The 26,018-nt window shown below is 70.3% G+C and carries 21 protein-coding genes, 1 tRNA gene and 1 other RNA gene; 7 read left to right on the top strand and 16 right to left on the bottom strand.

Features of this window, described 5'->3' with window-relative positions; translation table 11 throughout:
- Positions 1 to 16 precede the first annotated feature (16 nt).
- The 6 genes from ACIPYT_RS00525 to ACIPYT_RS00550 all read left to right on the top strand — a co-directional run bounded on the left by ACIPYT_RS00525 (position 17) and on the right by ACIPYT_RS00550 (position 5,829).
- Positions 17 to 2,566 carry a transglycosylase domain-containing protein gene (locus ACIPYT_RS00525; RefSeq protein WP_401069349.1) on the top strand — a complete coding sequence of 850 codons (2,550 nt, stop codon included), beginning with the start codon at positions 17 to 19 and terminating at the stop codon, positions 2,564 to 2,566.
- Positions 2,563 to 3,498, top strand: a complete 936-nt coding sequence (locus tag ACIPYT_RS00530; protein ID WP_401069352.1) for a metallophosphoesterase — start codon at positions 2,563 to 2,565, stop codon at positions 3,496 to 3,498. The genes ACIPYT_RS00525 and ACIPYT_RS00530 overlap by 4 nt, the downstream gene beginning before the upstream one ends.
- A gap of 53 nt (positions 3,499 to 3,551) precedes the next feature.
- Positions 3,552 to 3,628, top strand: a tRNA-Pro gene (locus ACIPYT_RS00535).
- A 67-nt stretch (positions 3,629 to 3,695) separates the two neighbouring features.
- Positions 3,696 to 4,166: a VanZ family protein gene (locus ACIPYT_RS00540; protein WP_401069355.1), complete on the top strand. Its 471-nt coding sequence runs from the start codon at positions 3,696 to 3,698 to the stop codon at positions 4,164 to 4,166.
- Positions 4,163 to 4,936 carry an HAD-IIB family hydrolase gene (locus ACIPYT_RS00545; RefSeq protein ID WP_401069358.1) on the top strand — a complete coding sequence of 258 codons (774 nt, stop codon included), beginning with the start codon at positions 4,163 to 4,165 and terminating at the stop codon, positions 4,934 to 4,936. Before ACIPYT_RS00540 ends, ACIPYT_RS00545 begins: the two co-directional genes overlap by 4 nt.
- Positions 4,937 to 4,983: 47 nt before the next feature.
- Positions 4,984 to 5,829, top strand: a complete 846-nt coding sequence (locus ACIPYT_RS00550) for a DUF1295 domain-containing protein (protein ID WP_401069360.1) — start codon at positions 4,984 to 4,986, stop codon at positions 5,827 to 5,829.
- A gap of 6 nt (positions 5,830 to 5,835) precedes the next feature.
- Here the strand turns inward: ACIPYT_RS00550 and ACIPYT_RS00555 are convergent, their stop codons facing one another.
- The 16 genes from ACIPYT_RS00555 to ffs all read right to left on the bottom strand — a co-directional run bounded on the left by ACIPYT_RS00555 (position 5,836) and on the right by ffs (position 24,926).
- Positions 5,836 to 7,095, bottom strand: a complete 1,260-nt coding sequence (locus tag ACIPYT_RS00555; RefSeq protein WP_401069363.1) for an alpha-hydroxy-acid oxidizing protein — start codon at positions 7,093 to 7,095, stop codon at positions 5,836 to 5,838.
- An 11-nt stretch (positions 7,096 to 7,106) separates the two neighbouring features.
- Positions 7,107 to 7,832, bottom strand: coding sequence for a FadR/GntR family transcriptional regulator (locus ACIPYT_RS00560; RefSeq protein WP_401069365.1), 726 nt, complete (start codon positions 7,830 to 7,832; stop codon positions 7,107 to 7,109).
- 116 nt (positions 7,833 to 7,948) lie between these two features.
- Positions 7,949 to 8,602: a thymidine kinase gene (locus tag ACIPYT_RS00565; RefSeq protein ID WP_401069368.1), complete on the bottom strand. Its 654-nt coding sequence runs from the start codon at positions 8,600 to 8,602 to the stop codon at positions 7,949 to 7,951.
- Positions 8,603 to 8,609: 7 nt separating this feature from the next.
- Positions 8,610 to 10,040, bottom strand: a complete 1,431-nt coding sequence (gene mqo / locus ACIPYT_RS00570) for a malate dehydrogenase (quinone) (RefSeq protein WP_401074706.1) — start codon at positions 10,038 to 10,040, stop codon at positions 8,610 to 8,612.
- 125 nt (positions 10,041 to 10,165) lie between these two features.
- Positions 10,166 to 11,236 (bottom strand): aspartate-semialdehyde dehydrogenase, encoded by a 1,071-nt coding sequence (locus ACIPYT_RS00575; RefSeq protein ID WP_401069370.1) that lies wholly within the window; start codon positions 11,234 to 11,236, stop codon positions 10,166 to 10,168.
- Positions 11,237 to 11,367: 131 nt separating this feature from the next.
- Entirely contained in the window at positions 11,368 to 12,654 is a 1,287-nt protein-coding gene (locus ACIPYT_RS00580; RefSeq protein WP_401069373.1) for an aspartate kinase, read from the bottom strand.
- A gap of 82 nt (positions 12,655 to 12,736) precedes the next feature.
- Positions 12,737 to 13,675, bottom strand: a complete 939-nt coding sequence (locus ACIPYT_RS00585; protein WP_401069376.1) for a DMT family transporter — start codon at positions 13,673 to 13,675, stop codon at positions 12,737 to 12,739.
- Positions 13,672 to 14,265 carry a recombination mediator RecR gene (recR, locus tag ACIPYT_RS00590; protein WP_050722587.1) on the bottom strand — a complete coding sequence of 198 codons (594 nt, stop codon included), beginning with the start codon at positions 14,263 to 14,265 and terminating at the stop codon, positions 13,672 to 13,674. The genes ACIPYT_RS00585 and recR overlap by 4 nt, the downstream gene beginning before the upstream one ends.
- Entirely contained in the window at positions 14,265 to 16,622 is a 2,358-nt protein-coding gene (locus ACIPYT_RS00595) for a DNA polymerase III subunit gamma and tau (RefSeq protein ID WP_401069378.1), read from the bottom strand. Before ACIPYT_RS00595 ends, recR begins: the two co-directional genes overlap by 1 nt.
- A gap of 75 nt (positions 16,623 to 16,697) precedes the next feature.
- Positions 16,698 to 19,196: a glycoside hydrolase family 65 protein gene (locus ACIPYT_RS00600; protein ID WP_401069381.1), complete on the bottom strand. Its 2,499-nt coding sequence runs from the start codon at positions 19,194 to 19,196 to the stop codon at positions 16,698 to 16,700.
- Positions 19,193 to 20,017, bottom strand: a complete 825-nt coding sequence (locus ACIPYT_RS00605; protein ID WP_401069384.1) for an HAD-IA family hydrolase — start codon at positions 20,015 to 20,017, stop codon at positions 19,193 to 19,195. The genes ACIPYT_RS00600 and ACIPYT_RS00605 overlap by 4 nt, the downstream gene beginning before the upstream one ends.
- A 68-nt stretch (positions 20,018 to 20,085) precedes the next feature.
- Positions 20,086 to 21,306, bottom strand: a complete 1,221-nt coding sequence (locus ACIPYT_RS00610; RefSeq protein ID WP_401069387.1) for an acetate/propionate family kinase — start codon at positions 21,304 to 21,306, stop codon at positions 20,086 to 20,088.
- A complete protein-coding gene (gene pta / locus ACIPYT_RS00615) occupies positions 21,303 to 23,420 on the bottom strand; it encodes a phosphate acetyltransferase (protein ID WP_401069390.1) in 2,118 nt (705 codons plus the stop codon). Before pta ends, ACIPYT_RS00610 begins: the two co-directional genes overlap by 4 nt.
- A gap of 73 nt (positions 23,421 to 23,493) precedes the next feature.
- Positions 23,494 to 24,069, bottom strand: coding sequence for a hypothetical protein (locus ACIPYT_RS00620; protein ID WP_401069393.1), 576 nt, complete (start codon positions 24,067 to 24,069; stop codon positions 23,494 to 23,496).
- A gap of 107 nt (positions 24,070 to 24,176) precedes the next feature.
- Positions 24,177 to 24,788, bottom strand: a complete 612-nt coding sequence (locus ACIPYT_RS00625; protein ID WP_401069396.1) for a rhomboid family intramembrane serine protease — start codon at positions 24,786 to 24,788, stop codon at positions 24,177 to 24,179.
- Between the two features lie 41 nt (positions 24,789 to 24,829).
- An RNA gene (ffs, locus tag ACIPYT_RS00630) (signal recognition particle sRNA small type) lies at positions 24,830 to 24,926 on the bottom strand.
- A gap of 91 nt (positions 24,927 to 25,017) precedes the next feature.
- On the opposite strand from ffs, the gene ACIPYT_RS00635 reads away from it, so the two are divergent.
- Complete coding sequence (locus ACIPYT_RS00635) at positions 25,018 to 26,007, top strand: AAA family ATPase (protein WP_401069399.1); 990 nt, start codon at positions 25,018 to 25,020, stop codon at positions 26,005 to 26,007.
- Positions 26,008 to 26,018: the final 11 nt, after the last annotated feature.

The following is a 26,018-nucleotide window of genomic DNA, read 5'->3' on the forward strand; positions in this document are numbered from 1 at the left end:
CCCTACGATCAAGCGTATGCCTACAAAGAATCGCACGGTGAAGGGTGCGCTCGGCGGGGTCCTCGGACTCGTCGGCCTGAGCGCGGTCGCCGGCCTCCTCGTCACGGCCAGCGTCACCCCCGTCCTCGCCATGACGGGTATCGCCGGCTCGCAGGCTCTCACGATCTTCGAGAAGCTCCCCGCCAAGCTTGACGTCACCGCTCCCATGGAGCAGTCGACGATCTACGCGACCAAGTCGGACGGCACCTCGGTGGAGTTGGCCTCGTTCTACGAGCAGAACCGCATCCCGGTGACGTTCGAGCAGATCAACCCCGTCGTGTACGACGCGATCCTCGCGAGCGAGGACAAGGACTTCTACTCGCACGGCGGTGTGAACGTCGGAGCGACCGCGAAGGCGCTCGTCGACAACCTGCGCGGCACCAGCGATCGCGGCGCCTCGACCATCACGCAGCAGTACGTGAAGAACGTGCTGATCCAGGACTGCGAGCAGGATGCCGACCCGGCCTCCGGCACCTACGCCGACGACCTGCAGCAGTGCTGGCTCGACGCGACGAACGCGGTGGGCTCGAAGGGCATCGAGCGCAAACTGCAGGAGATGCGCTACGCGCTGCAGATCGAGAAGGAGTACTCGAAGAACGACATCCTGCTCGGCTATCTGAACATCGCGAACTTCGGCGGCACGGTCTACGGCATCGAGTCGGCTGCGAGCTACTACTTCTCGACGACGGCCGCGAACCTCACGGTCGCCCAGGCGGCGACCATCGCGGGTATGGTGCAGAACCCGAATCAGTACCGCATCGACAAGCCGGGCGGCACAGGCACGAACGCCGACGGCACTCCACGCAACGGTGTCGACGACGGTTACGTCGACACCCTCGACCGCCGCCACTACGTGCTGCAGCGCATGCTCACGCTCGGCAAGATCACACAGGCGCAGTACGACGAGGCCGACGCCTCGCCGATCACCCCTGCGATCAACCCGCCGACGCAGGGCTGCGCCGCGGCCACGACCAGCGCCTACTTCTGCGAGTACGTGAAGTCGGTCGTGCTCAACGACCCGGCCTTCGGAGACACCGAGCAGGAGCGCCGCGACCGGCTTCGTCAGGGTGGTCTCAAGATCTACTCGACCATGAACATCGACATCCAGAGCGCCGGTGCGGTCGCGATGCGCAACACGGTCCCCGCGAACTACGACAACCAGTACTTCGGTGCGGCGGGCGTCTCGCTCGAGGCAACGACCGGTCGGGTGCTCGCGATCACGCAGAACACGAAGTTCAGCGAGACCGTGCAGGGCGATCAGGCGTACTCCTCGCTGGTGTTCGCCTCCGACAAGGCGCACGGAGGATCCAACGGCTTCTCGGTCGGATCGACGTACAAGCTGTTCACGCTGATCGACTGGCTCGAGGAGGGCCGATCGGTCCGCGAGACGCTCAACGGCACCAACCGCGTGTTCCAGAACTTCAAGTGCGGCGACGACAGCATCCGCAACACCACGAAGATCCAGAACTTCGGCAACCAGGGTGGGTACACCGGAACGGTCATGCGCTTCACGGCCGACTCCCTCAACAGCGGTTATCTCGCGATGGCAGAGAAGCTCGACCTCTGCAAGATCAACGCGGTAGCCGACCGCATGGGCGTGACGCTCGCGAACGGCGGCAAGACGACCGACGGCAACGCGGCGCCGTACGACATCCTCGGCCCGAAGTACATCTCGCCGCTCGCGATGGCCGGCGCCTACGCGACGGTCGCCAACAACGGCATCTACTGCACCCCGAAGGCGATCGACCGCGTCGTCGACGCTGAGGGCAACGACCTCCCGATCCCGGAGTCGAAGTGCTCGCAGGTGATCTCACCCGAGGTCGCGAACACTGCGGCGTTCGCGCTCCAGGGAGTCATGAACGGCGGAACGGGTCGCCGGGCCAACACGAACGACGGCACTCCGCTGATCGGCAAGACCGGAACCCACGAGTCGTGGGGAACCATGATGATCGAGTCCAGCACGAAGATCACGACGGCCGTCTGGGTCGGTCGCTGGCAGGGCGAGGCGAGCATCCTCCGGCAGAGCTGGAACGGCACGGCCCTCAACGAGATGCGCTACGGGCTCGCGCGGACGATGCAGCGCACGGCGAACGACATCTACGGCGGTGACGCCTTCCCGCAGCCCGACGCGAACCTCAGCAAGCAGGTGCTCACCGAGGTGCCGAACGTCGTCGGGCAGACGGTCGCCGCGGCCACGCAGATGCTCGAGGACAAGGGCTTCCAGGTCACGGTCGGCGCTGCCGTCGACGGCCCCGCGGGCGACGTCATCATGGCGCAGGATCCCGCCGGTCAGGCCCCGGCGGGCGCGACCGTGACGATCTCGCCGAGCAACGGGCAGGGCGCGACTGTGCCCGACGTCACCGGGCAGCCGAAGACCGCCGCCGGAGCCGCGCTCCTCGCCGCAGGGTTCACGTCGGTCTCCTTCGACAACTCCTGCAACCCTGGCGGGGCGACCGTCGCCGCGACCGATCCTCCGGCGAACACCGCGGCGAATCGCGCGACGCCGATCACCGTCTCGTGCCAGTGACCTCGAGTCGCTCGGCGCACCCGGCCCTCATCGCGCTCGGCGCGGTGGGGGCCGCGGGCGCTGCGGCCGCGGTGTGGGGCTTCGGCATCGAGCGCTACCTCTTCACGGTGCGCGAGGTCACGGCATCCGCCCTGGCACCCGGCTCCGCGCCGATCCGGGTGCTCCACGTGTCGGACGCGCACATGGCGCCGTGGCAGCACCGCAAGCAGGACTGGCTCGCGTCGCTCGCGCAGCTCGACCCCGATCTCGTGGTCAACACGGGCGACAACCTCGGGCATCGCGACGGCCTCGCCGGCATCCGCCGCGCGTTCGAGCCGTTCGCCGGGATCCCCGGAGTGTTCGTGCACGGATCGAATGACGTGAACGGGCCCTCGCCGCGCAACCCGCTGCGCTACTTCACGGGGCCGTCGGCGACGCAGAAGGCGCCGACTCTGCTCGACACGGATGCCATGGACGCGTTCTTCACCGACGAGCTCGGCTGGACCGGCCTCAACAACACCGCGGCGCGGCTGACCGTCGCCGGCGCCACGGTCGACCTGTTCGGTGTGAGCGACGCGCACCGCGACTGGGACCGGCTCGAAGCGCTTCCCGCAGCGATCGACGCCCTCGGCCCTCGGGATGCCGCCACCTCGGTGCTCGGCGTCACGCACGCCCCGTACCAGCGCATCCTCAACGGCTTCGTCGACCTGGGGGCGGATGCGATCTTCGGCGGCCACACGCACGGCGGGCAGGTGTGCCTGCCGGGGTTCGGCGCGCTGGTCGCCAACTGCGACATCCCCCTGCGTCAGGCCAAGGGTCTCAGCTCGTGGTCGACCGACGGACGCACCGTGCCGCTCAACGTGAGCGCGGGCTGCGGGCACTCGATCTACGCCCCCGTGCGCTTCGCATGCCGCCCCGAGGCGACGCTGCTCACCCTCACGGCTCGCGCCTGACCGGCCGATTCGGCGCTGCGGGTTTTTCCTTGTAGACTCGGAGGGTTGCAAAACGGGGTGTGGCGCAGCTTGGTAGCGCGCTTCGTTCGGGACGAAGAGGTCGCAGGTTCAAATCCTGTCACCCCGACCAGTGACATCGGAAGGCCGCCCTCACGGGCGGCCTTCTCTGTACGGGGACACCAGCGGAAGGGGAGCGCGTGAGCCGACTGCTCCCTGCCCCGCGCCGACTGACCCGGGGCATCGCCGCAGGCCTCGCCGTGCCGTTCCTCGCCGGTCTCGCACTGTTGACGCTCACCCCGACCCGGGTGGAGGAGCGGATGCCGGACCTGCTCGACCTGGTGCTGTCGACGGCGCACCGCATCGGCTGGGACTGGCTGGATTTCACCCGCCTCGAGATCCTCGCGAACGTGCTGGTGTTCGTGCCGGTCGGCATCTTCGCATTCGTGCTCATGCCGCGCCGCGTGTGGCTGCTCTCGGTCGTGCTCGGGCCCGCCGTCTCGCTGGGCATCGAGATCGCGCAGCGACTCGCGCTCCCCCACCGTGCGGCGACCGTGAGCGACGTGATCGCGAATTCGAGCGGCGCGGTGATCGGCGTCGTACTGGCGATCGCCTGCACCCTTCTCTTCGCCCCGCGCCGTCCCGCGGCACGTACCCTGGAGACACCATGACCTCGCCTGCACGCGTCGCGTTCCCCGCTCTCGTCGCCTTCGACCTCGACGACACGCTGGCCCCGTCGAAGGGCACGATCAGCCCTCGGATCGCCGACCTCCTGGTGGCGCTGCTGCACGCGGCCGACGTCGCCATCATCTCCGGAGGCAACGAGCAGCAGTTCCGTTCGCAGGTGATCGCCCAGCTCGGCGACGTGGATGCCGCGACGCTGACGCGCCTGCACCTGCTGCCGACCTGCGGCACGCGGTACCTGCGGCACGACGGCCACGATTTCACCCCGGTCTACGCGCACGACCTCGGCGACGACGAGAAGGCCGCGGCGCTGACCGCACTGCGCGAGGAGGCGACGCGTCTGGGACTGTGGGAGCCGGAGCCCTGGGGCGAGATCCTGGAGGATCGCGGTTCGCAGATCACGTTCTCGGCGCTCGGCCAGAGGGCCCCCCGCGACGCCAAGCACGAGTGGGATCCGAGCGGCGCCAAGCGGGCGGCGCTGCGCGATGCCGTCGCGCCGCGCCTTCCGGGCCTCGAGGTGCGTTCGGGCGGCTCCACCTCGATCGACATCACACGTGCGGGCATCGACAAGGCCTTCGGCATGCGACGGCTCGCGGAGCTGACCGGCATCCCCCTCGCATCCATGCTGTTCTACGGCGACCGTCTCGACGAGGGCGGCAACGACTACCCGGTGCTGGCGCTCGGTGTGCCGTCGGTCGCGGTCGACGGCTGGGAGGACACCGCCGAGAAGCTCGACGAGCTGCTCGCCGATCGCTGATCCGCGCGGCGACCGCCGATGTCGGCGGGCAGTCCTATCATGACGCTATGGATCCCGTCGCGATCGTCTTCGTCACCGCCGGCGTCGTCAGCGCCGCGTGCTGGCTGCTGTCGCTGCTGACGCGCGACACCTCGTGGGTCGACCGCGCGTGGTCGATCGTCCCGGTCGTCTACGTCTGGACCTTCGCCGCGGCGGGCATCGCGAGCGGCGTCGATGCAGCGCGGCTCGTGCTCATGGGGGTGCTCGTCACCGCCTGGGGGCTTCGCCTCACCCTCAATTTCGCCCGCAAGGGCGGCTATACCGGCATGGAGGACTACCGGTGGGCGATCCTGCGGGGCAGGATGCGCGGCTGGCAGTTCCAGATCTTCAACCTGCTCTTCATCGTCGCGTACCAGATGACGCTGCTCGTGCTCATCACCCTCCCCGCGAACGTGGCCCTGCAGCACCCCGCTCCGCTGAACGGATGGGACGTCGTTCTCGCCGTGGTCTTCGTCGCGCTGCTCGCGGGCGAGACGATCGCCGACCAGCAGCAGTGGGAGTTCCACCGGCGCAAGAAGGCCGCGGGCGGCGCGCTCGCCCCCGGCTTCGCGACCGGCGGACTGTTCCGCTACAGCAGGCACCCGAACTTCTTCTTCGAGCAGAGCCAGTGGTGGGTGTTCTACGCGATCGGGGCTGTGGCCGCCGTCTCGTCGGGCGCCGGGTTCTGGGGCGGGGTGCTGAACGCCTCGATCGTCGGCGCGTTCCTGCTGAGCATCCTGTTCATCGGCTCCACGATCTTCACGGAGTCGATCACCGCGTCGAAGTACCCCGCCTACGCCGAGTATCAACGCACGACGTCGATGCTCGTGCCGTGGCCGCCGCGGGCCGGTCACGTCGCCGAGTCGACGGCCTGACCAGGCTCAGCGCACGACCGCGTCGGACGCCGCGCGCGCGACCGGCACGAGCCGGGTGAGCTGGGTGACGTGCGCGGGCTCGAGCTCGGCGAGCGAGGAGACGCCGAGCAGGCGCATCGTGCGCTCGATCTCGCTGCGGAGGATCGCGATCGTCCGGTCGACGCCGGCGCGGCCGCCGGCCATCAGCCCGTACAGGTACGCACGTCCGATCAGCGTGAAGTCCGCGCCGAGCGCGACGGACGCGACGATGTCGGCGCCGTTCATGATGCCCGTGTCGATCATGACGGTGAACTCGTCGCCCACGGCTCGGCGCACCTCGGGCAGCAGATGGAACGGGATCGGAGCCCGGTCGAGCTGACGGCCGCCGTGGTTCGACAGCACGATGCCGTCGACTCCGGCGTCACGCAGACGCACGGAGTCCTCCACGTTCTGCACGCCCTTGATGACGATCTTCCCCGGCCAGATGTCACGGATCACGGCCAGGTCGTCGTAGCTGATGGTCGGATCCATCGCTGCATCCAGGAGCTCGCCGACCGTGCCGCCCGTGGAGCTGAGCGACGCGAACTCGAGCTTGGGAGTGGTGAGGAAGTCGTACCACCACCACGGCCGCGGGATCGCGTTGACGATCGTGCCCAGCGTGAGCTGAGGCGGGATGCTGAAGCCGTTGCGCTTGTCGCGCAGGCGCGCGCCGGCGACCGGGGTGTCGACCGTGAACTGCAGCGTGTCGAAGCCCGCGGCGGCGGCCCGTCTGGCGAGTTCGTAGGAGATCTCGCGGTCGCGCATGACGTACAGCTGGAACCAGTTGCGCCCGTGCGGGTTCGCGGCCTTCACACCCTCGATCGACGTCGTGCCGAGCGTCGACAGCGTGAACGGGATGCCGGCGGCCGCTGCGGCCCCGGCACCGGCCACCTCGCCCTCGGTCTGCATCAGGCGCGTGAACCCGGTGGGCGCGATGCCGAACGGCAACGCCGACGGACCGCCGAGGATCTCGACCGCGGTGTCGACGGTCGGCGCTGGGCGGAGGATGCCGGGGTGGAACTCGACATCCTGGAACGCCTGACGCGCACGGGTCAGCGACAGCTCGCCCTCGGCCGCGCCGTCGGTGTAGTCGAACGCGGCCTTGGGTGTGCGTCGCTTGGCGATCGTGCGGAGGTCGTCGATCGTGAGCGCGGCGTCGAGCCGACGCTTGCGGCCGTCGAACTCGGGCTTCTTGAAGCGCATGAGCTCGAGGAGCTCGGCCGGGTTGGGGAACTGACGCTGGACCATCGGTATGCCTCTCAGTCGACGGGCGGGGTGGGACGGGTCAGCCCCGCCGCGGTGTAGTAGCCGGTGATGTGCGCGTGGACGAGGCCCCGCGCGGCGTCTGCATCACCGCGCGAGATCGCGGTGACGATCGCGCGGTGCTCGGCGCGGAGGACGTCGGTCATCGCGCTCCAGTCGGTGATCGCGGTGACGCCCTGCTGCACGTACGACTCGATGGAGGTGCGCAGTCCCGCCATCATCGCTGCGACGACCGAGTTGCCGCCGGCCTCCGCGAGGGCGAGGTGCAGTTGCGCGTCGAGCGCGAGGAACTCGGACGGCGTCAGGGCGTCGGCATCCATCGCGTGGAGCACGCGGAGGGCCGCGTCGAGATCCGGCCGGGGTTGGCGCGCGAGGTCGGCGACGACCGCGTCCTCGAGCAGGAGCCGGGTGCGCACCACGTCGTCGAGCGGAAATCCCTGCGCGGCGACCTGCAGTCTCAGCAGCGTCGACATACCCCCGCTGGGCGTGGCGATCACGATCGCGCCGGACTGCGGCCCCGAGCCCGTCGCGGTGCGGATGAGCCCCATGACCTCGAGAACACGCAGCGCTTCGCGCACGCTGGAGCGGCCGACGCCGAGATCTGCAGCGAGGTCACGCTCGGAGGCGAGGCGGTCCCCCGGACCGAGACGTCCGTCGAGGAGGTCGCGCTCGATGTGTTCGAGCACGAGGCGCCAGGCGCGTGCGGGCTGCCCAGCCGGCATCCGTCCTCCTTCGTCACGTCCACGCTGTGGTCTGACCACAGTAACGCGTGTGGTCAGACCACGCAATCCGGGCGCACCGAAGAGACGCCTCGTCGGAGACGGTGGCAGTGCAGGCGTCAGCCCAGGCGGCCGCCGGATTCCTCGAGATAGCAGGCGCCGCACAGCGACTCATAGGTGGTGAGCTCCGGCGCAGCAGAGCCCGTGGCACCCTCGTCGATCGCGACCTGGTCGCCGTCGAACACGAAGCGCCCGCCGATCACCCGGCCGTTGAACACGGCCTTCCGGCCGCAGCGGCAGATCGTCTTGAGCTCCTCCAGCGAGTGGGCGATCGCGAGCAGTCGCGCGGAGCCGGGGAAGGCGTGCGTGAGGAAGTCGTTGCGGATGCCGTACGCCATGACCGGGATGCCGTCCTCGATCGCGATGCGGAACAGGTCGTCGACCTGCTCGGCCGTGAGGAACTGCGCCTCGTCGATCAGCAGGCACGCGACGTCGAGCGGGCCACTGGGCAGCAGCTCCTCCTCCGCCGAACGCCTGACCCGCTCCCGATGCCCCGCGAACAGTGCGCGGGCATCGTCGTCGGGGCCGATGAGGAAGTCGACCTCGCGCGTCACGCCCAGGCGGCTCGCGATCTCGGAGGCGCCCTTGGTGTCGATCGCGGGCTTCGCGAGCAGCACGTGCTGACCGCGCTCCTCGTAGTTGTAGGCGGCCTGCAGCAGGGCGGTGGACTTGCCCGAGTTCATCGCGCCGTAGCGGAAGTAGAGCTTCGCCACCGGTCCGCTACTCGTCGATGCCGAGGACGGCAGCGGTCGCCGACGTGGATGACGCGGCCAGCGCGGCATCCGTGTTCAGCTTCTCGCCGAAGGTCGGGATGAGCGCACGCAGCTCGCCCTCCCATCCCGGATACTCCGCGGGGAAGCACTTCTTCAGCAGGTCGAGCATGATCGGCACCGCTGTGGAGGCGCCGGGAGAGGCTCCGAGGAGTCCGGCGATCGAGCCGTCGCCGGCCGCGACGACCTCGGTGCCGAACTGCAGGATGCCGCCCTTCTTGGCATCCTTCTTCATGACCTGCGCGCGCTGACCCGCGTTGATGAGGGTCCAGTCCTCGCCCTTCGCGGTGGGCATGAACGTGCGGAGGCTGTCGACCTTCTTCGAGTGGTTCTTGAGCAGCTCGCCGACCAGGTACGTGATGAGGTCGGGGTTCGCGAACGCGACGCGCAGCATGGGCCACAGGTTGTGCGGGCGCACCTGCGTCACGAGGTCGAGCATCGAGCCGTTCTTGAGGAACTTCGGGCTGAACGTCGCGAACGGTCCGAACATGAGCGACGCCTCGCCGTTGACCACACGCGTGTCGAGGTGCGGCACCGACATGGGCGGGGCGCCGACGGACGCCTGCGAGTACACCTTGGCCTTGTGCTGCGAGACGATCGCCTGATTCGAGGTCTTGAGGAACTGCCCGCCGATCGGGAAGACGCCGTACCCCTTGATCTCAGGGATGCCGGAGCGCTGCAGGAGCTTGAGAGCCCAGCCGCCCGCGCCCACGAACACGAAGCGCGCGTTCACCTCGTCGGGCGTGCGGCCGACGGTGTTGCGGAAGCCGACGCGCCAGGTGCCGTCCTTCTGCTTCTTGAGCGACTTCACCTCGGTGTTCGTGCGCAGCGTCACGCCCGAGTCGGTGAGGTGGTCGAACAGCTGGTGCGTGAGCGCGCCGAAGTCGACGTCGGTGCCGGCGGGCACACGGGTCGCGGCGAACGGCTCGCCCTTGCGTCGCTGCTGCATGAGCAGAGGCGCCCACGTGTTGATGACGCGGGAGTCCTCGCTGTACTCGATGCCCGAGAACAGCGGCTGCTTCTTGAGCACCTCGTAGCGGTCCTTGAGGTACGCGACATCCTTCTCGCCGCGCACGAACGTCATGTGCGGGGTCGCGTTGATGAACGTGGACGGCGCATCGAGGACGCCCTTGTCGACCAGCGACGACCAGAACTGGCGACTCTGCTGGAACTGCTCGTTGATCGAGATCGCCTTGGCCGGGTCGAGCGGCCCGCTCCCCTGCTGCGGCATGTAGTTGAGCTCGCACAGCGCCGCGTGGCCCGTGCCCGCGTTGTTCCAGGGGTTCGACGATTCCTGGGCCACGTCGGAGAGTCGCTCGAAGGCGACGATCTTCCAGTCCGGCTGCAGCTCGTGCAGCAGGGTACCCAGGGTGGCGGACATGATGCCACCGCCGATCAGGACGACATCGACTGTTTCTGTCACCAGGACAGTCTAGTTCGCGGGCACGGTGCGACAGACCACGCGGCCCGGTCTCACCAGACCGGTTACGTATCGCGGGGATGCCGTCAGGCTATGGTCACCAGGCGCTCGGCGAGGATCTCGGCGATCTGCACGGCGTTCAGCGCCGCACCCTTGCGCAGGTTGTCGTTGCTGATGAACAGCACGAGTCCCTTGCCCTCCGGCGCGGACTGGTCGGCACGGATGCGGCCGACGAAGCTCGGATCCTTGCCCGCGGCCTGCAACGGCGTGGGGACCTCGTCGAGCACGACGCCCGGAGCCGCGCTCAGCACCTCGCGCGCGCGATCCGGCGTGATGTCCTTCGCGAACTCGACGTTGATCGACAGCGAGTGGCCGGTGAACACCGGGACGCGCACACAGGTGCCGGCGACGCGCAGACCCGGCAGCTCGAGGATCTTGCGGCTCTCGTTGCGGAGCTTCTTCTCCTCGTCGGTCTCGTTCTGGCCGTCGTCGACGAGGTTCCCCGCGAACGGGATGACATCGAACGCGATGGGCGCAACGTACTTCTCGGGCTCCGGGAAGTCGATCGCCGAGCCGTCGTGCACCAGACGCAGAGTGTCGCCCTGGGCGAGCACACCCTCGACCTGACCGAGGAGCTCCTGCGCCCCCGCGAGGCCGGAGCCCGACACGGCCTGGTAGGTCGAGACGATCAGACGCTCGAGGCCCGCCTCGGCGTCGAGCGCCTTGAGCACGGGCATCGCCGCCATGGTCGTGCAGTTCGGGTTCGCGATGATGCCGCGCGGGCGGTCGTCGATCGCGTGCGGGTTGACCTCGCTGACGACCAGCGGCACCTCGGGGTCGTTGCGCCAGGCGCTGGAGTTGTCGACCACGACGGCTCCGGCCTCGGCGAACCGCGGCGCGTAGGCGCGGCTCGCGGTGGCGCCGGCGGAGAACAGCGCGATGTCGATGCCCCCGGCATCCGCGGTCTCGACGTCCTCGACGATCACGGTCGCCCCGCCGAACTCGATCGCGATGCCCGCCGAACGGGCCGATGAGAACAGACGCAGCTCGCGGATCGGGAACGACCGCTCGGCGAGAATCTCGCGCATGACGGTGCCCACCTGGCCGGTGGCGCCCACGATGGCGACGGAGAGTCCTGAGTCGGAGATGCGGGTCATGATGTTCCTTGGCGTCGAGCGGTGCTGCAAGAGAGGCTTCGGGCGCGGCGTCGGGGTGCGGATGCCGCGCCTGGCGCCGATGTCAGGGTTCCGGCGAGTCTATCGCGCCGTCGGGTGCGTCCGGCGCGGCGTCAGCGGCCGGTGCCGGCGTGGACCGTGGCGTCGAACTCGCCGTCCAGGCCGTAGGCCTTGTGCACGGTGCGTGCGGCCTCGGCCAGGTCGCTGTCGCGGAGCACGACCGAGATGCGGATCTCGGACGTCGAGATCATCTCGATGTTGATGCCGCCGGCCGACAGCGCCTCGAACAGGATGGCCGAGACACCGGAGTGCGTGCGCATCCCGGCGCCGACCACCGAGAGCTTGCCGATCTGGTCGTCGTGCACGAGGTTCGTGAAACCGACCTCGGCCTGCTCGGCGGCGAGAGCCTTGAGCGCGCCGGTCGCGTCGGCCTTGGGCACGGTGAACGAGATGTCGGTGCGGCCGGTGGTCGCACCCGACACGTTCTGCACGATCATGTCGACGTTCGCACCCGACTTCGCGACGATCTTGAAGATCTCGGCGGCCTTGCCGGGTACGTCCGGCACCCCGGCGACGGTGATCTTGGCCTGGCTGAAGTCGGTGGCGACTCCGGCGACGATCGGTTCTTCCATGTCTGCTCCCTCGGCTTCGCGGGGGTTCTTCATGCCCTCGCCCAGAACGTAGGTGCCCTCGGCCGACGAGAACGTCGAGCGGGCGTGGATCAGGACGCCGTGACGGCGTGCGTACTCGACGGCGCGGATGTACAGCACCTTCGCGCCGTTCGCGGCGAGCTCGAGCATCTCCTCGCTCGAGATGTGATCGAGCTTCTGCGCCTTCGGGATGATGCGCGGGTCGGAGGTGAAGATGCCGTCGACGTCGCTGTAGATCTCGCACACGTCGGCGGAGAGCGCGGCCGCGAGGGCGACGGCGGTCGTGTCGGAACCGCCGCGGCCGAGGGTCGTGATGTCGCGGGTGTCGCGATTGAACCCCTGGAACCCGGCGACGATGGTGATCGCGCCCTCGTCGAGGGCTTCGCGCAGGCGCACCGGCGTGACGTCGACGATGCGTGCGGCTCCGTGCCGCGAGTCGGTGATCATGCCGGCCTGGCTGCCCGTGAACGAACGCGCCTCGAAGCCCATCGAGTGGATCGCCATGGCCAGCAGCGCCATCGAGATCCGCTCGCCGCTCGAGAGCAGCATGTCGAGCTCGCGCGGTGCGGGGATCGGCGCGACCTCGTTCGCGAGCTCGAGCAGCTCGTCGGTCGTGTCGCCCATGGCGCTCACGGCGACGACCACGTCGTGTCCGGCACGACGTGTGTCGACGATGCGCTTCGCGACGCGCTTGATGCTCTCTGCGTCGGCGACGGACGAGCCGCCGTACTTCTGCACGATGAGGGCCACGTTCACTCCCTGGGGTGTCGGGCGGATCCGCCCACGCTCATTCTACGATCGGCGCATATGCCGACCTGCGCATGTGACGAGGTCAGGGAGCGGGCGGGACCGGGCTCGGGGCGAGCTCGGGCGGAGTGGATGCCGGGGGCCGGAGACGCCCGCCCGTCGCCGCGAACCAGCATCCGGCGATGATGAGCGGGAAGCCGATGAGCAGACCGGGGGTCAGCGGCTCGGACAGCACGATCGCCCCGAGCACGATGGCGACCACCGGGTTCACATAGGTGAACAGCGGAGCGCGCACCGGCCCGACCTCGCGGATCAGCGCGAAGAACGCGAGGAATGCGACGGCCGTGCAGATCACCGCGAGGGCGAGGAGGGCGCCGATCGCGGTGGGTGTCGGGACCTCGTGCTGCGTGAGGAGGCCGATCGGCAGGTACAGGATGCCGATCATGAGGAGCGAGAGCGTGATCGTGCCGAGCGACGGCACGTCGGCGAGCTTGCGCGCGACGATGAACGGGGCGATCGCGTAGAGGACCGCCACCAGCAGGACCTCCCCCGCGGCGAGCAGGCTGACCTGACCGCCGAACAGACCGGGGCCCGCGACGACGATCGCGACGCCGATGAATCCGACGATGAGGCCGATGGCCCTGGCAGGCCGGAGGACTCCCCGGTCGCCGCCGCCGAGGGCGATGAGCGCGGCGAACAGCGGCACGGTGGCGACCAGCAGCCCGGTCATCCCGGAGGGCAGCGTCATCTCGGCGTGACCGAGGAGCACGAAGGGCCCGGCCATCTCGACCAGACCGAACGCGAGCACCCACGGCCAATGCCTGAGCGCGGCGCGCAGCGCCCCGCCCCGGATCGCGAACGGCAGCAGCAGGAGCGCGGCGATGAGAGTGCGCCCGGCGACGATCGCCGGAGGCGAGAACGACTCGACCGCGACGCTGATGAACAGGTAGGGCACGCCCCACAGCAGCGCCATCGCGCCGAACAGCAGCCAGCCACGACGGCTGAAGCCGCCCTGCGCGTTCACAGCACGCGCCGGCCCTCGAAGGCGCGCCCGAGGGTGACCTCGTCGGCGTACTCGAGGTCGCCGCCGACGGGCAACCCGGACGCGAGGCGCGAGACCGTGATCTGCATGGTGGTGAGCAGTCGGCTGAGGTAGCTCGCGGTCGCCTCGCCCTCGAGGTTCGGATTCGTCGCCAGGATGACCTCCTGCACCGTGCCGTCGGCGAGCCGCGTCATGAGCTGGGCGATGCGCAGGTCGTCGGGGCCGATGCCCGCGATCGGGCTGATCGCTCCGCCGAGCACGTGGTACAGACCCCGGAACTCGCGTGTGCGCTCGATGGCGGCGACGTCCTTCGCGTCTTCGACCACGCAGATCAGCGCCGTGTTGCGGCGCGGGTCGCGGCAGATCGCACAGCGTTCCTGCTCGGCGACGTTGCCGCAGATCTCACAGAACCGCACGCGGACGCGGATCTCGGTGAGCAGCTCGGACAGACGCGCGACGTCGAACGTCGGCGTCTGCAGGATGTGGAACGCGATGCGCTGGGCCGACTTGGGCCCGATGCCGGGCAGGCGGCCGAACTCGTCGATGAGTTCCTGGACGATTCCGTCGTACATCAGGAGAACCTCGTGGGGGGCTCGTAGGGCTCTTCGCGCACGAACGTCGCGCCGAGCACCTGGCGGATGACCGCCTCACCGTAGCGCTGCACTCCCCCGGAGGGAGTGCGCTCGGTGACGACGGGGGCGGATGCCGGGGCCTGCCGTGGCGCGGAAGGCGCGGAGCGCTGCGGCGACGCGGCGCCGGACCCGCCGGCGGGCGGACGTGACGCAGGCGCGCCGGACGGGACCGGCTCGTACGCGGGATCGTACGGAGGCTCGTCGTCGTAGGGAGGCGGTTCGTCGTCGTAGGGCGGCGGCGCGTCATCGGCGACCTGAGTCGACGGAGCGGATGCCGCCGGCGCCGGGGCGGCCAGTGCCGGAGCAGCGGGCTCCGACGGGGCGGGCGCCGGGGTCGTCGCCACGGCGGCCGCGTCGGAGGACGCGCTCGCCGTGTCATCCGAGCTCGTGGCCGGTGCCGCGGTGCCGCTCAGGCCGGTGGTCGCCTGCTCGGCGGTCGCCGGCTCAGCGGAAGCCGGCTCGGAGGAAGCCGGGATCGGGGCCACGGCCCACTCGGTCACGCTCGACGCGGAGTCGCTGCGGGTCTGGGCGCGCTGTGGTCCGGCTGACGCAGGCTCCGATGCAGGCGCATCGGGCGCCGGGCGACCGGTCGACGGTGAGGACGACTGACGCGGTGCGCCGCCGGCCGGCATGGGCGCCGGGAGGTACTTGACCTTGACGCCGAGCTCCTGCTCGATCGCCGTGCGCAGGTGATCGGACGGACCGGACCCCGGAGTGGTGCCCTTGAACTTCGCGACGTCGTGCTGACTCGTGAACCCGAGCGTCAGCACCTCGGTGTCGGTGACGAACGCGAGCGGCTGCACCGCGGTCGCGAGCAGCCACGACGCGCGACTGATGTCTTCGAGACGCGTGAGGATCGCCGGCCACGCGGCCGTGACGCGATCGAACGTGACCGGGCCGGAGGGGGCGGGAGCCGCGGGAGCGCTCGCGGCTCCCGTTCCGGAAGGATCGGCGGGTGTCGTCGCGGTCGGTTCGCTCTCCGGTTCGGCGACCGGGGCGGGTGCTTCGCTCTCTCGCGGGGCGACCGGGGCGGATGCGTCGCTCGCTCGCTCGGCGACCGGAGTCGGTGCGTCTGCAGCAGCGGGTGCCGGCGCACTGGCCCGCGGAGCCGGGGTGGACGGCGCGGTCGCACGCCCCGCGGTCGCGACCGGAGCTGCTGGCGCCCCGGCACCGGCATCCGCAGAGCCGGACAGCACACGCGCCACCATCAGCTCGAGGTGCAGGCGCGGCGAGGTCGCGCCGGACATGTCGTCGAGGGCGGCGCTCACGACGTCGGCCGTGCGCGACAGACGCGCGGCGCCGAAGGCCTCGGCCTGCGACTGCATGCGCGCGAGCTCGTCCTCCGCGATTCCGCGGAGCACGGCGGAGGCTCCCGACCCGACGGCGGCGATGACGATGAGGTCACGGAGTCGCTCGAGCAGGTCGTCGACGAAACGGCGAGGGTCCTGACCGGTCTGCACGACCCGGTCGATCGCGGGAAACGCTCCGGCCGCATCGCCCGCAGCGAGGGCGTCGACGATCTCGTCGAGAAGAGCGGCGTGCGTGTAGCCGAGCAGCGCGACGGCGCGCTCGTACGCGACCGTCACGGTCTCGGAGCCGGCGGGCGAATCCGATCCCGCGATCAGCTGATCGAGAAGCGACAGCGTGTCTCGCGGCGACCCGCCGCCCGCGCGCACGACCAGGGGCAGCACGCCGCGTTCGGCGACGACCCCCTCCTCGGCGCAGAGCTTCTCGACGTACTCGAGCATCGCGGCGGGCGGCACCAGTCGGAACGGGTAGTGGTGCGTGCGCGAGCGGATCGTGCCGAGGACCTTCTCGGGCTCGGTCGTCGCGAAGATGAACTTCACGTGCGGCGGCGGCTCTTCGACGAGCTTGAGCAGGGCGTTGAAGCCCTGCGGCGTCACCATGTGCGCCTCGTCGAGGATGAAGATCTTGTAGCGGTCACGGCTCGGCGCGAACGTCGCGCGCTCGCGCAGGTCGCGGGCGTCGTCGACGCCGTTGTGGCTCGCAGCGTCGATCTCGACGACGTCGAGCGATCCGCCCCCGGCGCGCGACAGCTCGACGCAGCTGGGGCAGGTGCCGCACGGCACGTCGGTCGGGCCTTCGGCGCAGTTCAGGCAGCGCGCGAGGATGCGCGCCGACGTCGTCTTGCCGCATCCGCGCGGGCCGGAGAAGAGGTAGGCATGGCCGACGCGGTCACCTCGCAGCGCCGTCATCAGCGGGTCGGTCACCTGGGCCTGCCCGATCATCTCGCCGAACGACTCGGGGCGGTAGCGGCGGTAGAGGGCTGTGGTCACCAGAACAGCCTACGGCGTGCCGCCGACATCGCGGCAGGCGCGGCATCCGCTCGCGCATCTCGGCGCGGCGCCGAGTCAGTCCTGCGACTCGATCACCGGGATCGCGGTCGTGATCACCGGGACCGACGCCGACAGACGCGTGCCGTCCTCACGACGCGCATCCGCGAACTGGCGCAGGGTCGGACGCCCCGCGATCAACGGCCCCTGGTCGGCGAGAGGTGCCACGACGTCGGCATCCGTCGTCGCGACGTACTCCACGTCGCGAACCGTGAACCGCACCGGTTCGCCCGAACGCACGTGCACACGCAGCTCGTGCTCGGTGACGGTGACCTCCAGAGCCGAGCCCTGCCACTGCAGCGGGAACGACAGCGACGGCCAGCCGGCGGGGAGCCGCGGGTCGAAGCTCAGCTCCCCCGCCCAGTCGCGCATGCCGCCGAAGCCGCATACGAGCGCGGTCCACACGCCGCCGGCCGAGGCGACGTGCACCCCGTCGGAGGCGTTGTGGTGCAGGTCGTGCAGGTCGACGAACAGCGACTGCTCGAAGTACTCGAGCGCGAGATCCTGGTATCCCACCTCGGCGGCCAGGATCGACTGCACGACGGCCGACAGCGTCGAGTCGCCCGTCGTCAGCGGGTCGTAGTAGTCGAAGTCGGCCTTCTTCTCCTCGGGAGTGAAGTGGTTGCCCTGCAGGAAGAGCGCCAGCACGACGTCGGCCTGCTTGAGCACCTGGAACCGGTAGATCACCAGCGGGTGGAAGTGCAGCAGCAGCGGACGCTGCTCGTCGGGCGTGTGCGCCAGGTCCCACACCTCGCGCTCGAGGAACAGCGAGTCCTGCGGGTGGATGCCGAGCGCCTCGCTGTACGGGATGAACATGGCGTCGGCCGCCCGCTCCCATCCCTCGGCCTCGCCCGGCTGCAGGCCGGTGCGCTCGCGGACGAGCGCGAACTCCTCGCCGTTCGCCTCTTCGGCCTCGCGCACGACCTTGGCGGCGTAGCGGAGGTTGTAGCGCGCCATGACGTTCGTGTACAGGTTGTCGTTCACGACCGTCGTGTACTCGTCCGGCCCGGTGACGCCGTGGATGTGGAACGTCTCGGTCGGGTCGCCGACTCCGGGCACGGCGTGCGAGGAGCGCCAGAAGCCGAGCGTGGCCCACAGTCGTGCGGTCTCGATCGCGACGTCGATGCCCTCGCGGCGCAGGAAGTCCTCGTCACCGGTCGCCCGCACGTACTTGCCCAGTGCGAAGCTCACGTCGGCGTTGATGTGGTACTGCGCGGTGCCTGCCGCGTAGTACGCCGAGGCCTCCTCGCCGTTGATCGTGCGCCAGGGGAACAGCGCTCCGGCCTCGTTGAGCTGGGCGGCGCGGCGCCGGGCGGCCGGGAGCATGTGCACGCGGGCGCGCAGCGCGTTGCGGGCCCACTGCGGCGAGGTGTACGTGAGGAAGGGGAGCACGTAGATCTCGGTGTCCCAGAAGTAGTGACCGCTGTAGCCCGATCCCGAGACGCCCTTCGCCGGCACTCCGGTGCCGTCGGCCCGCGCCGACGCCTGAGCGAGCTGCAGCAGGCACCAGCGGGTCGCCTGCTGCACGGCATCCTGCCCTCCGATGCGCACGTCGCTGCGCTCCCAGAACGCGGCGAGCCATTCGGCCTGGCGGCGGAACTGCTCGTCGACGCCCTCGGCCATCGCCCGGTCGAGAGACCGGCGGCAGCGGTCGACGAGCTCGCGCGGCGGCACGCCCCGCGAGGTGTGATAGCTCACGAGCTTCGTGATCGAGATCGGCACCCCCGCCTTCGCCTGCACGCGGAAGACGTTCTTGGCGATGTCCTCCTCGATCAGGGTCCGCGAGGTGTACTCGTTCTCGGTCTCGATGATGTGGTCGGCGACGACGGCGACAGTCATGCCGGACGCCGCGACCGAGTACGACAGCGCGGAGCGCAGGCCGTCCTGCCAGTGCTCGGCCGGCTGCAGCACGCGCTCGGCGATCTTCTCGGCCTTGCGCGGATCGAAGCCCTTCTTCGCCTCGACGGGGGTGCCGGCGTACACGCCGGCGCCGTCCTGGCGGTTGAGCAGCTGGCAGCTGATCGTGACCGGGGCGTCGGAGTTCTCGACGACGACCTCGAGCCGCAGGATGGCGAGGTGCCGCTCCTCGAAGCTCACGATGCGCTCGTCGCGCATGCGCACGCGCTTGCCCGACGGCGTCTCCCAGACGACGATGCGCTCGAGCACGCCGGTCTTCATGTCGAGCGTGCGACGGTACTCGCGCACGTCGGCGACGTCGAACGAGATCGGCTCGTCGTCGACGTACACGCGCATGACCTTGGCGTCGGGCGCGTTGACGATGGTCTGCCCCACCTCGGCGAAGCCGTACGCCTGCTCCGCGTGCCGGATCGGCCAGGTCTCGTGCAGGCCGTTCACGAAGGTGCCGTGCTCATGCGCGCCACGACCCTCGATGTGGTTGCCGCGCAGTCCCAGGTAGCCGTTGCCGACGCCGAACAGGGTCTCCCCCACTCCGTCCTCGGAGTAGCGCGTCTCGATCAGACGCCAGGGGTCGACGGGGAAGCGGTCGCGGTCGATCATGCGGTCTCCTCGGGGTCGGAAGGTGCGGACGAGGTGGTCGAGGTGGGATCGGATGCCGGGAGGAACGCGTCGAGGTCGGTCACGACGACGGTCGCCCCGGCGGCGCGCAGGGCCTCGGCGCCCGCACCGCGATCGACGCCGACGACCGTCGCGTATCCGGCTGCCGCGGCCGACGCCGCCCCGGAGGTGGCGTCCTCGACCGCGACGCTGCGGGCGGGGTCGACGCCGAGTGCCACGGCGCCGGCGCGGAACATGTCGAGCGCGGGCTTGGAGGCGAGACCGTCGCGCTCCGCGACCACCCCGTCGACGACCACGCGGAAGAACCCGCGGATGCCGGCGGCGGCCAGCACCTCCTCGGCGTTCTTCGAGCTCGACACGACGCCGAGGGGGATGCCGGCGGCGGTCAGCGCCTCGACGAGCGCGAGAGAACCGGGGAAGGGCGCGATGCCCTCGGCGCGCAGCGACGCCGCGAAGGCCGCGTTCTTGCGGTTGCCGATGCCGCAGATCGTCTCGGCCTCGGGCGGGTCGTCGACCGCTCCCCACGGCACCTCGACGTTGCGGCTCTGCATCAGGCTCGCGACACCGTCGTAGCGCTTCTTGCCGTCGACGTAGTCGAAGTAGTCGGCGTCCGTGTACGGGGGTTCGATGCTCCACTGCGCGAAGACCTCGTCGAACACGTGCTGCCAGGCGCGCATGTGCACCTCGGCGGTCGGGGTGAGCACGCCGTCGAGATCGAACAGCACGCCGTCTGCGCCGAACAGATCGGGCAGGGCTTCGGGCACAGGAGCCTCCAGGAGAAGGACGAGGGATTCCGGCACCATCTCCGTGCCACTGTGCCAGCGTAGTGGGGTGCGGCGGACGTCGGTAACCCCCGACGCGGGTCGGCGCGTCAGAGCATCCGGGAGGTCTGCCGGGCGATCTCGAGCTCCTCGTCGGTCGGGACGACGAGCACTGCGACCGCGGAGGCGTCGGTGGAGATCCGACGGATGCCGCGACGGCGCTCGACGTTGCGGCCGTGGTCGACCTCGATGCCCGCGAAACCGAGCGTCGCGAGGGCTTCGGCGCGGACGACCGCGGCGTTCTCGCCGACGCCGGCGGTGAACGAGATGACGTCGACGCCGCCGAGCTGGGCGATGTAGGCGCCGGCGTAGGCGCGCAGCCGGTGGATGTACACGTCGAACGCGAGCGTGGACGCCGGGTCTCCCGCATCCCGCCCGGCGAGGATGTCGCGCATGTCGCTGCGCCCGGCGAGTCCCTGCAGGCCGCTGCGCGTGTTGAGCAGGGCGTCGAGGTCGTCGATCGAGTATCCCGCTCGGCGCGACAGGTGCACGAGCGCGGCCGGGTCGAGGTCGCCCGATCGCGTGCCCATCACGAGTCCTTCGAGCGGGGTGAGCCCCATCGAGGTCTCGACGGAGCGCCCGCCCTCGATCGCCGTGACCGAGGCCCCGTTGCCGAGGTGGAACACCAGCTGACGGAGCGTGCCGAGATCGCGCCCGAGGAACGCCGCCGCGGCCTCGCTGACGAACTGGTGGCTGGTGCCGTGGAACCCGTAGCGGCGCACCCGGTGCGCGGCGGCGAGCTCGGCATCGATCGCATACGTGTACGCGGCGGGCGGGAGCGTCTGGTGGAAGGCCGTGTCGAACACCGCGACGTGCGGCACGTCGGAGAACACGGCACGGGCGGCGCGGATCCCGGCGAGGTTCGCGGGGTTGTGCAGGGGCGCGAGCACCGCGAGCTCCTCGATCTGCTCCTCGACGCCGGGTGTCACCAGGGTCGGCGCGTAGAACCGCGCCCCGCCGTGCACCACGCGGTGCCCCACGGCGGCCGGCGGATGCTCTGCGAGCGCGGGCCCGTGCTCCGCGAACTGCTCCAGCATGACCACGAAGGCCGCGTCGTGATCGGCGACGGCGCGCTCGCTCTCGTACGAGGCGTCGAGCATCGCGACGACGGCCTCGCCCCCGGCATCCGGTCGCACGGTGTGCGTGATCGCGCTGACGTCCTGCCCGATCCGCTCGACGAGCCCGCTCGCGAGCTCGCGTTCGTCGTCGATGTCGATCAGGGAGTACTTGAGCGACGACGAGCCGCTGTTGATCACGAGGATGGTCGTCACGCGTCGGCTCCCTGGGCCTGGATCGCGGTGATCGCGACCGTGTTGACGATGTCGTCGACCAGCGCACCCCGCGACAGGTCGTTGATGGGCTTGTTGAGGCCCTGCAGCACCGGACCGATCGCGACGGCGCCGGCCGAGCGCTGCACGGCCTTGTAGGTGTTGTTGCCCGTGTTGAGGTCGGGGAACACGAACACCGTGGCGCGTCCGGCGACCGCGGAGTCGGGGAGCTTCGCCTTCGCGACGGCCGCATCGGCCGCGGCGTCGTACTGGATCGGCCCCTCGACCAGGAGCTCCGGGGCCCGTTCGTGCACGAGCGCGGTGGCCTCGCGCACCTTGTCGACGTCGGCGCCCGAGCCCGACTCCCCCGTCGAGTACGACAGCATCGCGATGCGCGGATCGATCCCGAACTGCGTCGCGGTCGCGGCGGACGACACCGCGATGTCGGCCAGCTGCTCGGCCGTGGGGTCGGGGATCACGGCGCAGTCGCCGTACACGAGAACGCGGTCGGCGAGCGCCATGAGGAAGACGCTCGAGACGACCTTCACGCCGGGTTTCGTCTTGATGATCTCGAACGACGGACGGATCGTGTGCGCCGTGGTGTGCGCGGCACCCGACACCATGCCGTCGGCGAGCCCCAGGTGCACCATCATGGTGCCGAAGTACGACACGTCGGTGACGGTGTCGGCGGCCTGCGCGAGCGTGATGCCCTTGTGCGCGCGGAGCCGGGCGTACTCCGCGGCGAAGCGCTCGACGAGTGCGGGATCGGTCGGGCTCACGACGTCGGCTCCCGCGATGTCGACGCCCAGTTCGACCGCGCGGGCGCGCACGGCCGACTCGTCGCCGAGGATCGTGAGATCGGCCACCTCCCTCGCGAGCAGGGTGGCGGCGGCGCGGAGGATGCGGTCGTCGTCGCCCTCGGGCAGCACGATGCGTCGGCGGTCGGCCCGCGCCCGCTCGATCAGGCCGTACTCGAACATGAGGGGCGTGACCACGGTGGACTCGGCGAGCCCCAGCTGCGTCGTGAGCTCGGTGATGTCGACGTGCGTCTGGAAGAGGCCGAGCGCCCGGTCGTATCGCGCGCGGGACTCGGGCGAGATGCGACCGCGCGCCCCCATGACCCGCACCGCGGTGTCGTAGGTGCCGAGATCGGTCGCGATGATCGGCACGGTCGAGGCGAAGCCGTCGAGGAGCTGCACGATCGGCTCGGGCAGCGGGAAGGGCCCGTTGAGGATGATGCCCGCGATGCGGGGGAAGGTGCCGGAGGCGTCGGCGAGCAGCGTGGCCAGCAGCACCTCGGTGCGGTCGGCCGGGATCACCACGACCGCCTCCTCGGTGAGCCGGGGCAGCACGTTGACCATCGACATCCCCGCCACCACGATCGTGAGCGCTTCGCGCGCGAGCCGGTCGGGGTCGCCCTTGATCAGACGGCCGTCGACGGCCGCGAGGATGCCGCGGATCGACGGGGCGACGAGCGTGCGGTCCTCGGGCATCGCCCACACGGGGGTGCCACGGGCGGGTCGCACCGCCGCGACCGCCGACTCGATCTCGGCGAGGAGGTCGGGATCGGCGCGGTTCACGACGACCGCGAGCAGTTCGGCGCGCTCGACCTCGAGCTCCGACAGCGCGAGCGCCGCGATCTGGCCGACCGCCGCGGGGGTGCGGGCCGTGGTCGTGCCGAGCTGCTCGGCCTGCCGCTGCTGATCCCGACCGCTGAGCACGAGGAGCACGGGGGCTGCGAGGTTCGCGGCGATCCGCGCGTTGTACCCGAGCTCGGCGGGGCTCGCGACGTCGGTGTAGTCGCTGCCGATGATCACGACCGCGTCGCACTGCGCCTCGACGGCCTTGAACCGGGCGACGATGGTCGACAGGGCGCGCTCGGGGTCGTCGCGCACGTCGTCGTAGGTGACACCGATGCAGTCGTCGTAGTCGAGATGCACGCCGTCGTGGGCGAGCAGGAGCTCGAGAACCTCGTCGCGCGCGGTCACGGATCGGGCGATCGGCCGGAAGACGCCGACGCGCGGAGTGACCCGCATGAGCGCATCGAGCACGCCGAGGGCGATCGTGGACTTCCCGGTATGGCCTTCGGCCGAGGTGATGTAGATGCTCTGCGCCACGCCTCCAGCTTAGGCGACCCTCACCGGGCCGTCCCTGGCATCGACCGTGAGAATCGCTCGACGCCGGGCGACGTCAGCAGGGCTCCGACATCGCGTCGACGACCGCCACCGCATCCTCGGTGTACCGCGTGTAGTAGGCCGGGTCGAGGTTGATCTGCACGCGGTGGATCGCGAGCGACCGGTCGAGATTCTGCCAGTCGGGAACGCGGGCGAGTCGCTGGTAGAACAGCGTCGCGGCGGTCGCCGGGTCCATCCGCTGCTCCACGCTCCCCCACCACTCCTGCTGCTGGAACAGGCCGACGCTCGTGGTCCGGCTGCCGTCGGGGTTCGTGAAGCCGCTGGTCTCCCAGTCGCCGTAGTCGATGTTGCGCAGACTGCTCTCGCCCATCGCCGTCATGACCCCGAGGATCTGCCCGTCACGACCGAAGCCGAGCGACGACGCCGTGAGCATGATCGTCGCGGCGTTGTCGAGCTGCTCCCCCTCCCAACCGGCGATGCCCGCCTCGGGGAAGCTCGTCGGATCGCTCAGACAGATCGCCGCCGTCCGCTCGTGCGCGAGGCTCAGCGGGATCAGGATGCCGGCGACGGCGACCACCGCCACCGCGGCCGCCGAGAGCGCGATGCGCACCAGGACGCGCCTGCGCTGCATCCGCCGTCGTGCCCGCGCGCGCGCCGACGGCCGGCGTCGACGCGCGCGTGTGGCTGTGCGCCGTCGCGTCGTCGGGCGGCCTGCCCCGCGCCGTCCGGTCGACCGGGTCATGTCGCGCGCGGCCGTCCGCGTCCGACGAAGACCGCGAGCCCTCCGCCGACCGCGCCGAACAGGTGCGCCTGCCACGAGATGCCTTCGCGCACCCCCACGACGCCGGCGAGCATCGACCCGCCGTACAGGGCGATGACGACGAGGGCGATCACCGCGTACAGGATGCGGTGCGACACGCGCCCCGGGGCGAACACGCGCAGCACGGTGTAGCCGAAGTACCCGAAGACGAGGCCGGATGCGCCGACCGTGAGCGTGCCCGGCGCGTTCAGCAACCACGTTCCGAGGCCGCCGACGACCGCGGCGAGCGCCGTGACGATCCAGAAGCGGCGGGCGCCCTCGACCGCGACGAGGCAGCCGAGCACGAGCAGCGGCACCGTGTTCGCGATCAGGTGCTGCCAGTTGGCGTGCAGCAGCGGACCGACCACGATGCCCATCAGCCCGTCGAGATCCCACGAGCGCAGACCGAAGCCGGTGAACGACCCGGGGAGGATCGCGTCGGCGAGCTGGACGACCCACATCACGGCGAGCAGCAGGAGCGGCGAGGCGAAGCGTCCCATCGCGCTCGGGCGCGGGGCGCCTGCAGCGCGGATCGCATCGGGGCTCGTCACGTCTCGATCCTGTCAGGCGTGCCCCGGAAGACCCTGAAAAAGAAAGTGACCCTCCGCGCACCCAGCAGAGCCCGGTTACCCTTGCTGCGTTTCCGCCCTGGGGGAATTGGCCTGGATGCCGCCACGCGGAGAGCCGTGGACCAGTCTAGCCGATCCGGGGCACTACCCCCGCCGCTCGGGTTACGATCGGTTCACGCGCGCATCGCTGCGCCCACGTGAGAGGGAACCCATGCATGAGAACCCGCCCCCGAGGCCGCCGGTGACCGACGCCGCGCAATTCGCCGCGCAGACCTCGGCCATCATCGACTCGGTCTCGCGCGTGATCGACGGCAAGCCCGAGGCGGTGCGCAGCGCCCTCGTCTGCCTGCTCGCCGAGGGGCACCTCCTGATCGAAGACGTTCCCGGCGTCGGCAAGACCATGCTCGCTCGCGCTCTGGCCTCGAGCGTCGACGCCACGGTGCGCCGCATCCAGTTCACCCCCGACCTCCTGCCCGGCGACGTCACCGGCGTCAGCGTCTACAACCCCGTCGACCGCGAGTTCGAGTTCAAGCGCGGTGCGGTGTTCGCGCACATCGTGATCGCCGACGAGATCAACCGCTCGTCGCCGAAGACGCAGTCCGCGCTGCTCGAGGCCATGGAGGAGGGGCAGGTCACGGTCGACGGCTCGACGCACCCGCTGCCCGACCCGTTCCTCGTGGTCGCCACGCAGAACCCGCTCGAGATGGAGGGCACGTACGCGCTGCCCGAGGCGCAGCGCGACCGCTTCATGATGCGCATCTCGATGGGATACCCGGATGCTGCGGCGGAGGCCGAGATGCTGCGCCAGCGCGACACCGTCAACCCGCTGTCGTCGGTCACCGCGGTCGCAGATGCCGCATCCATCACGGCGCTCATCGCCTGGGCCCGGTCGGTGCACGTCGCCCCGGCGATCGAGGAGTACACGGTCGCGCTCGCGCAGGCCACCCGCTCCGATCCGAGTCTGCACCTCGGGGCGAGCCCACGCGCCACGCTCCAGCTCATCCGCGCCGCGAAGGTGTGGGCGGCGCTCGACGGACGGGACTTCGTGATCCCCGACGACGTGTCGGCGCTCCTCGCCCCCGTGCTCGCCCATCGTCTGCTGCCGGCACGCGGCGCGCACCGCGCGGGTGCGCAGCCCGTCGAGGCCGCACTGCGGCAGATCGTCGAGCGGGTGCGCGTGCCCGTCGCCGCTCGGTCCTGATCGGACGCACG

The organism is Microbacterium sp. NPDC089695, assembly GCF_044749085.1.
In the GTDB taxonomy this organism is placed as follows: Bacteria; Actinomycetota; Actinomycetes; order Actinomycetales; family Microbacteriaceae; genus Microbacterium.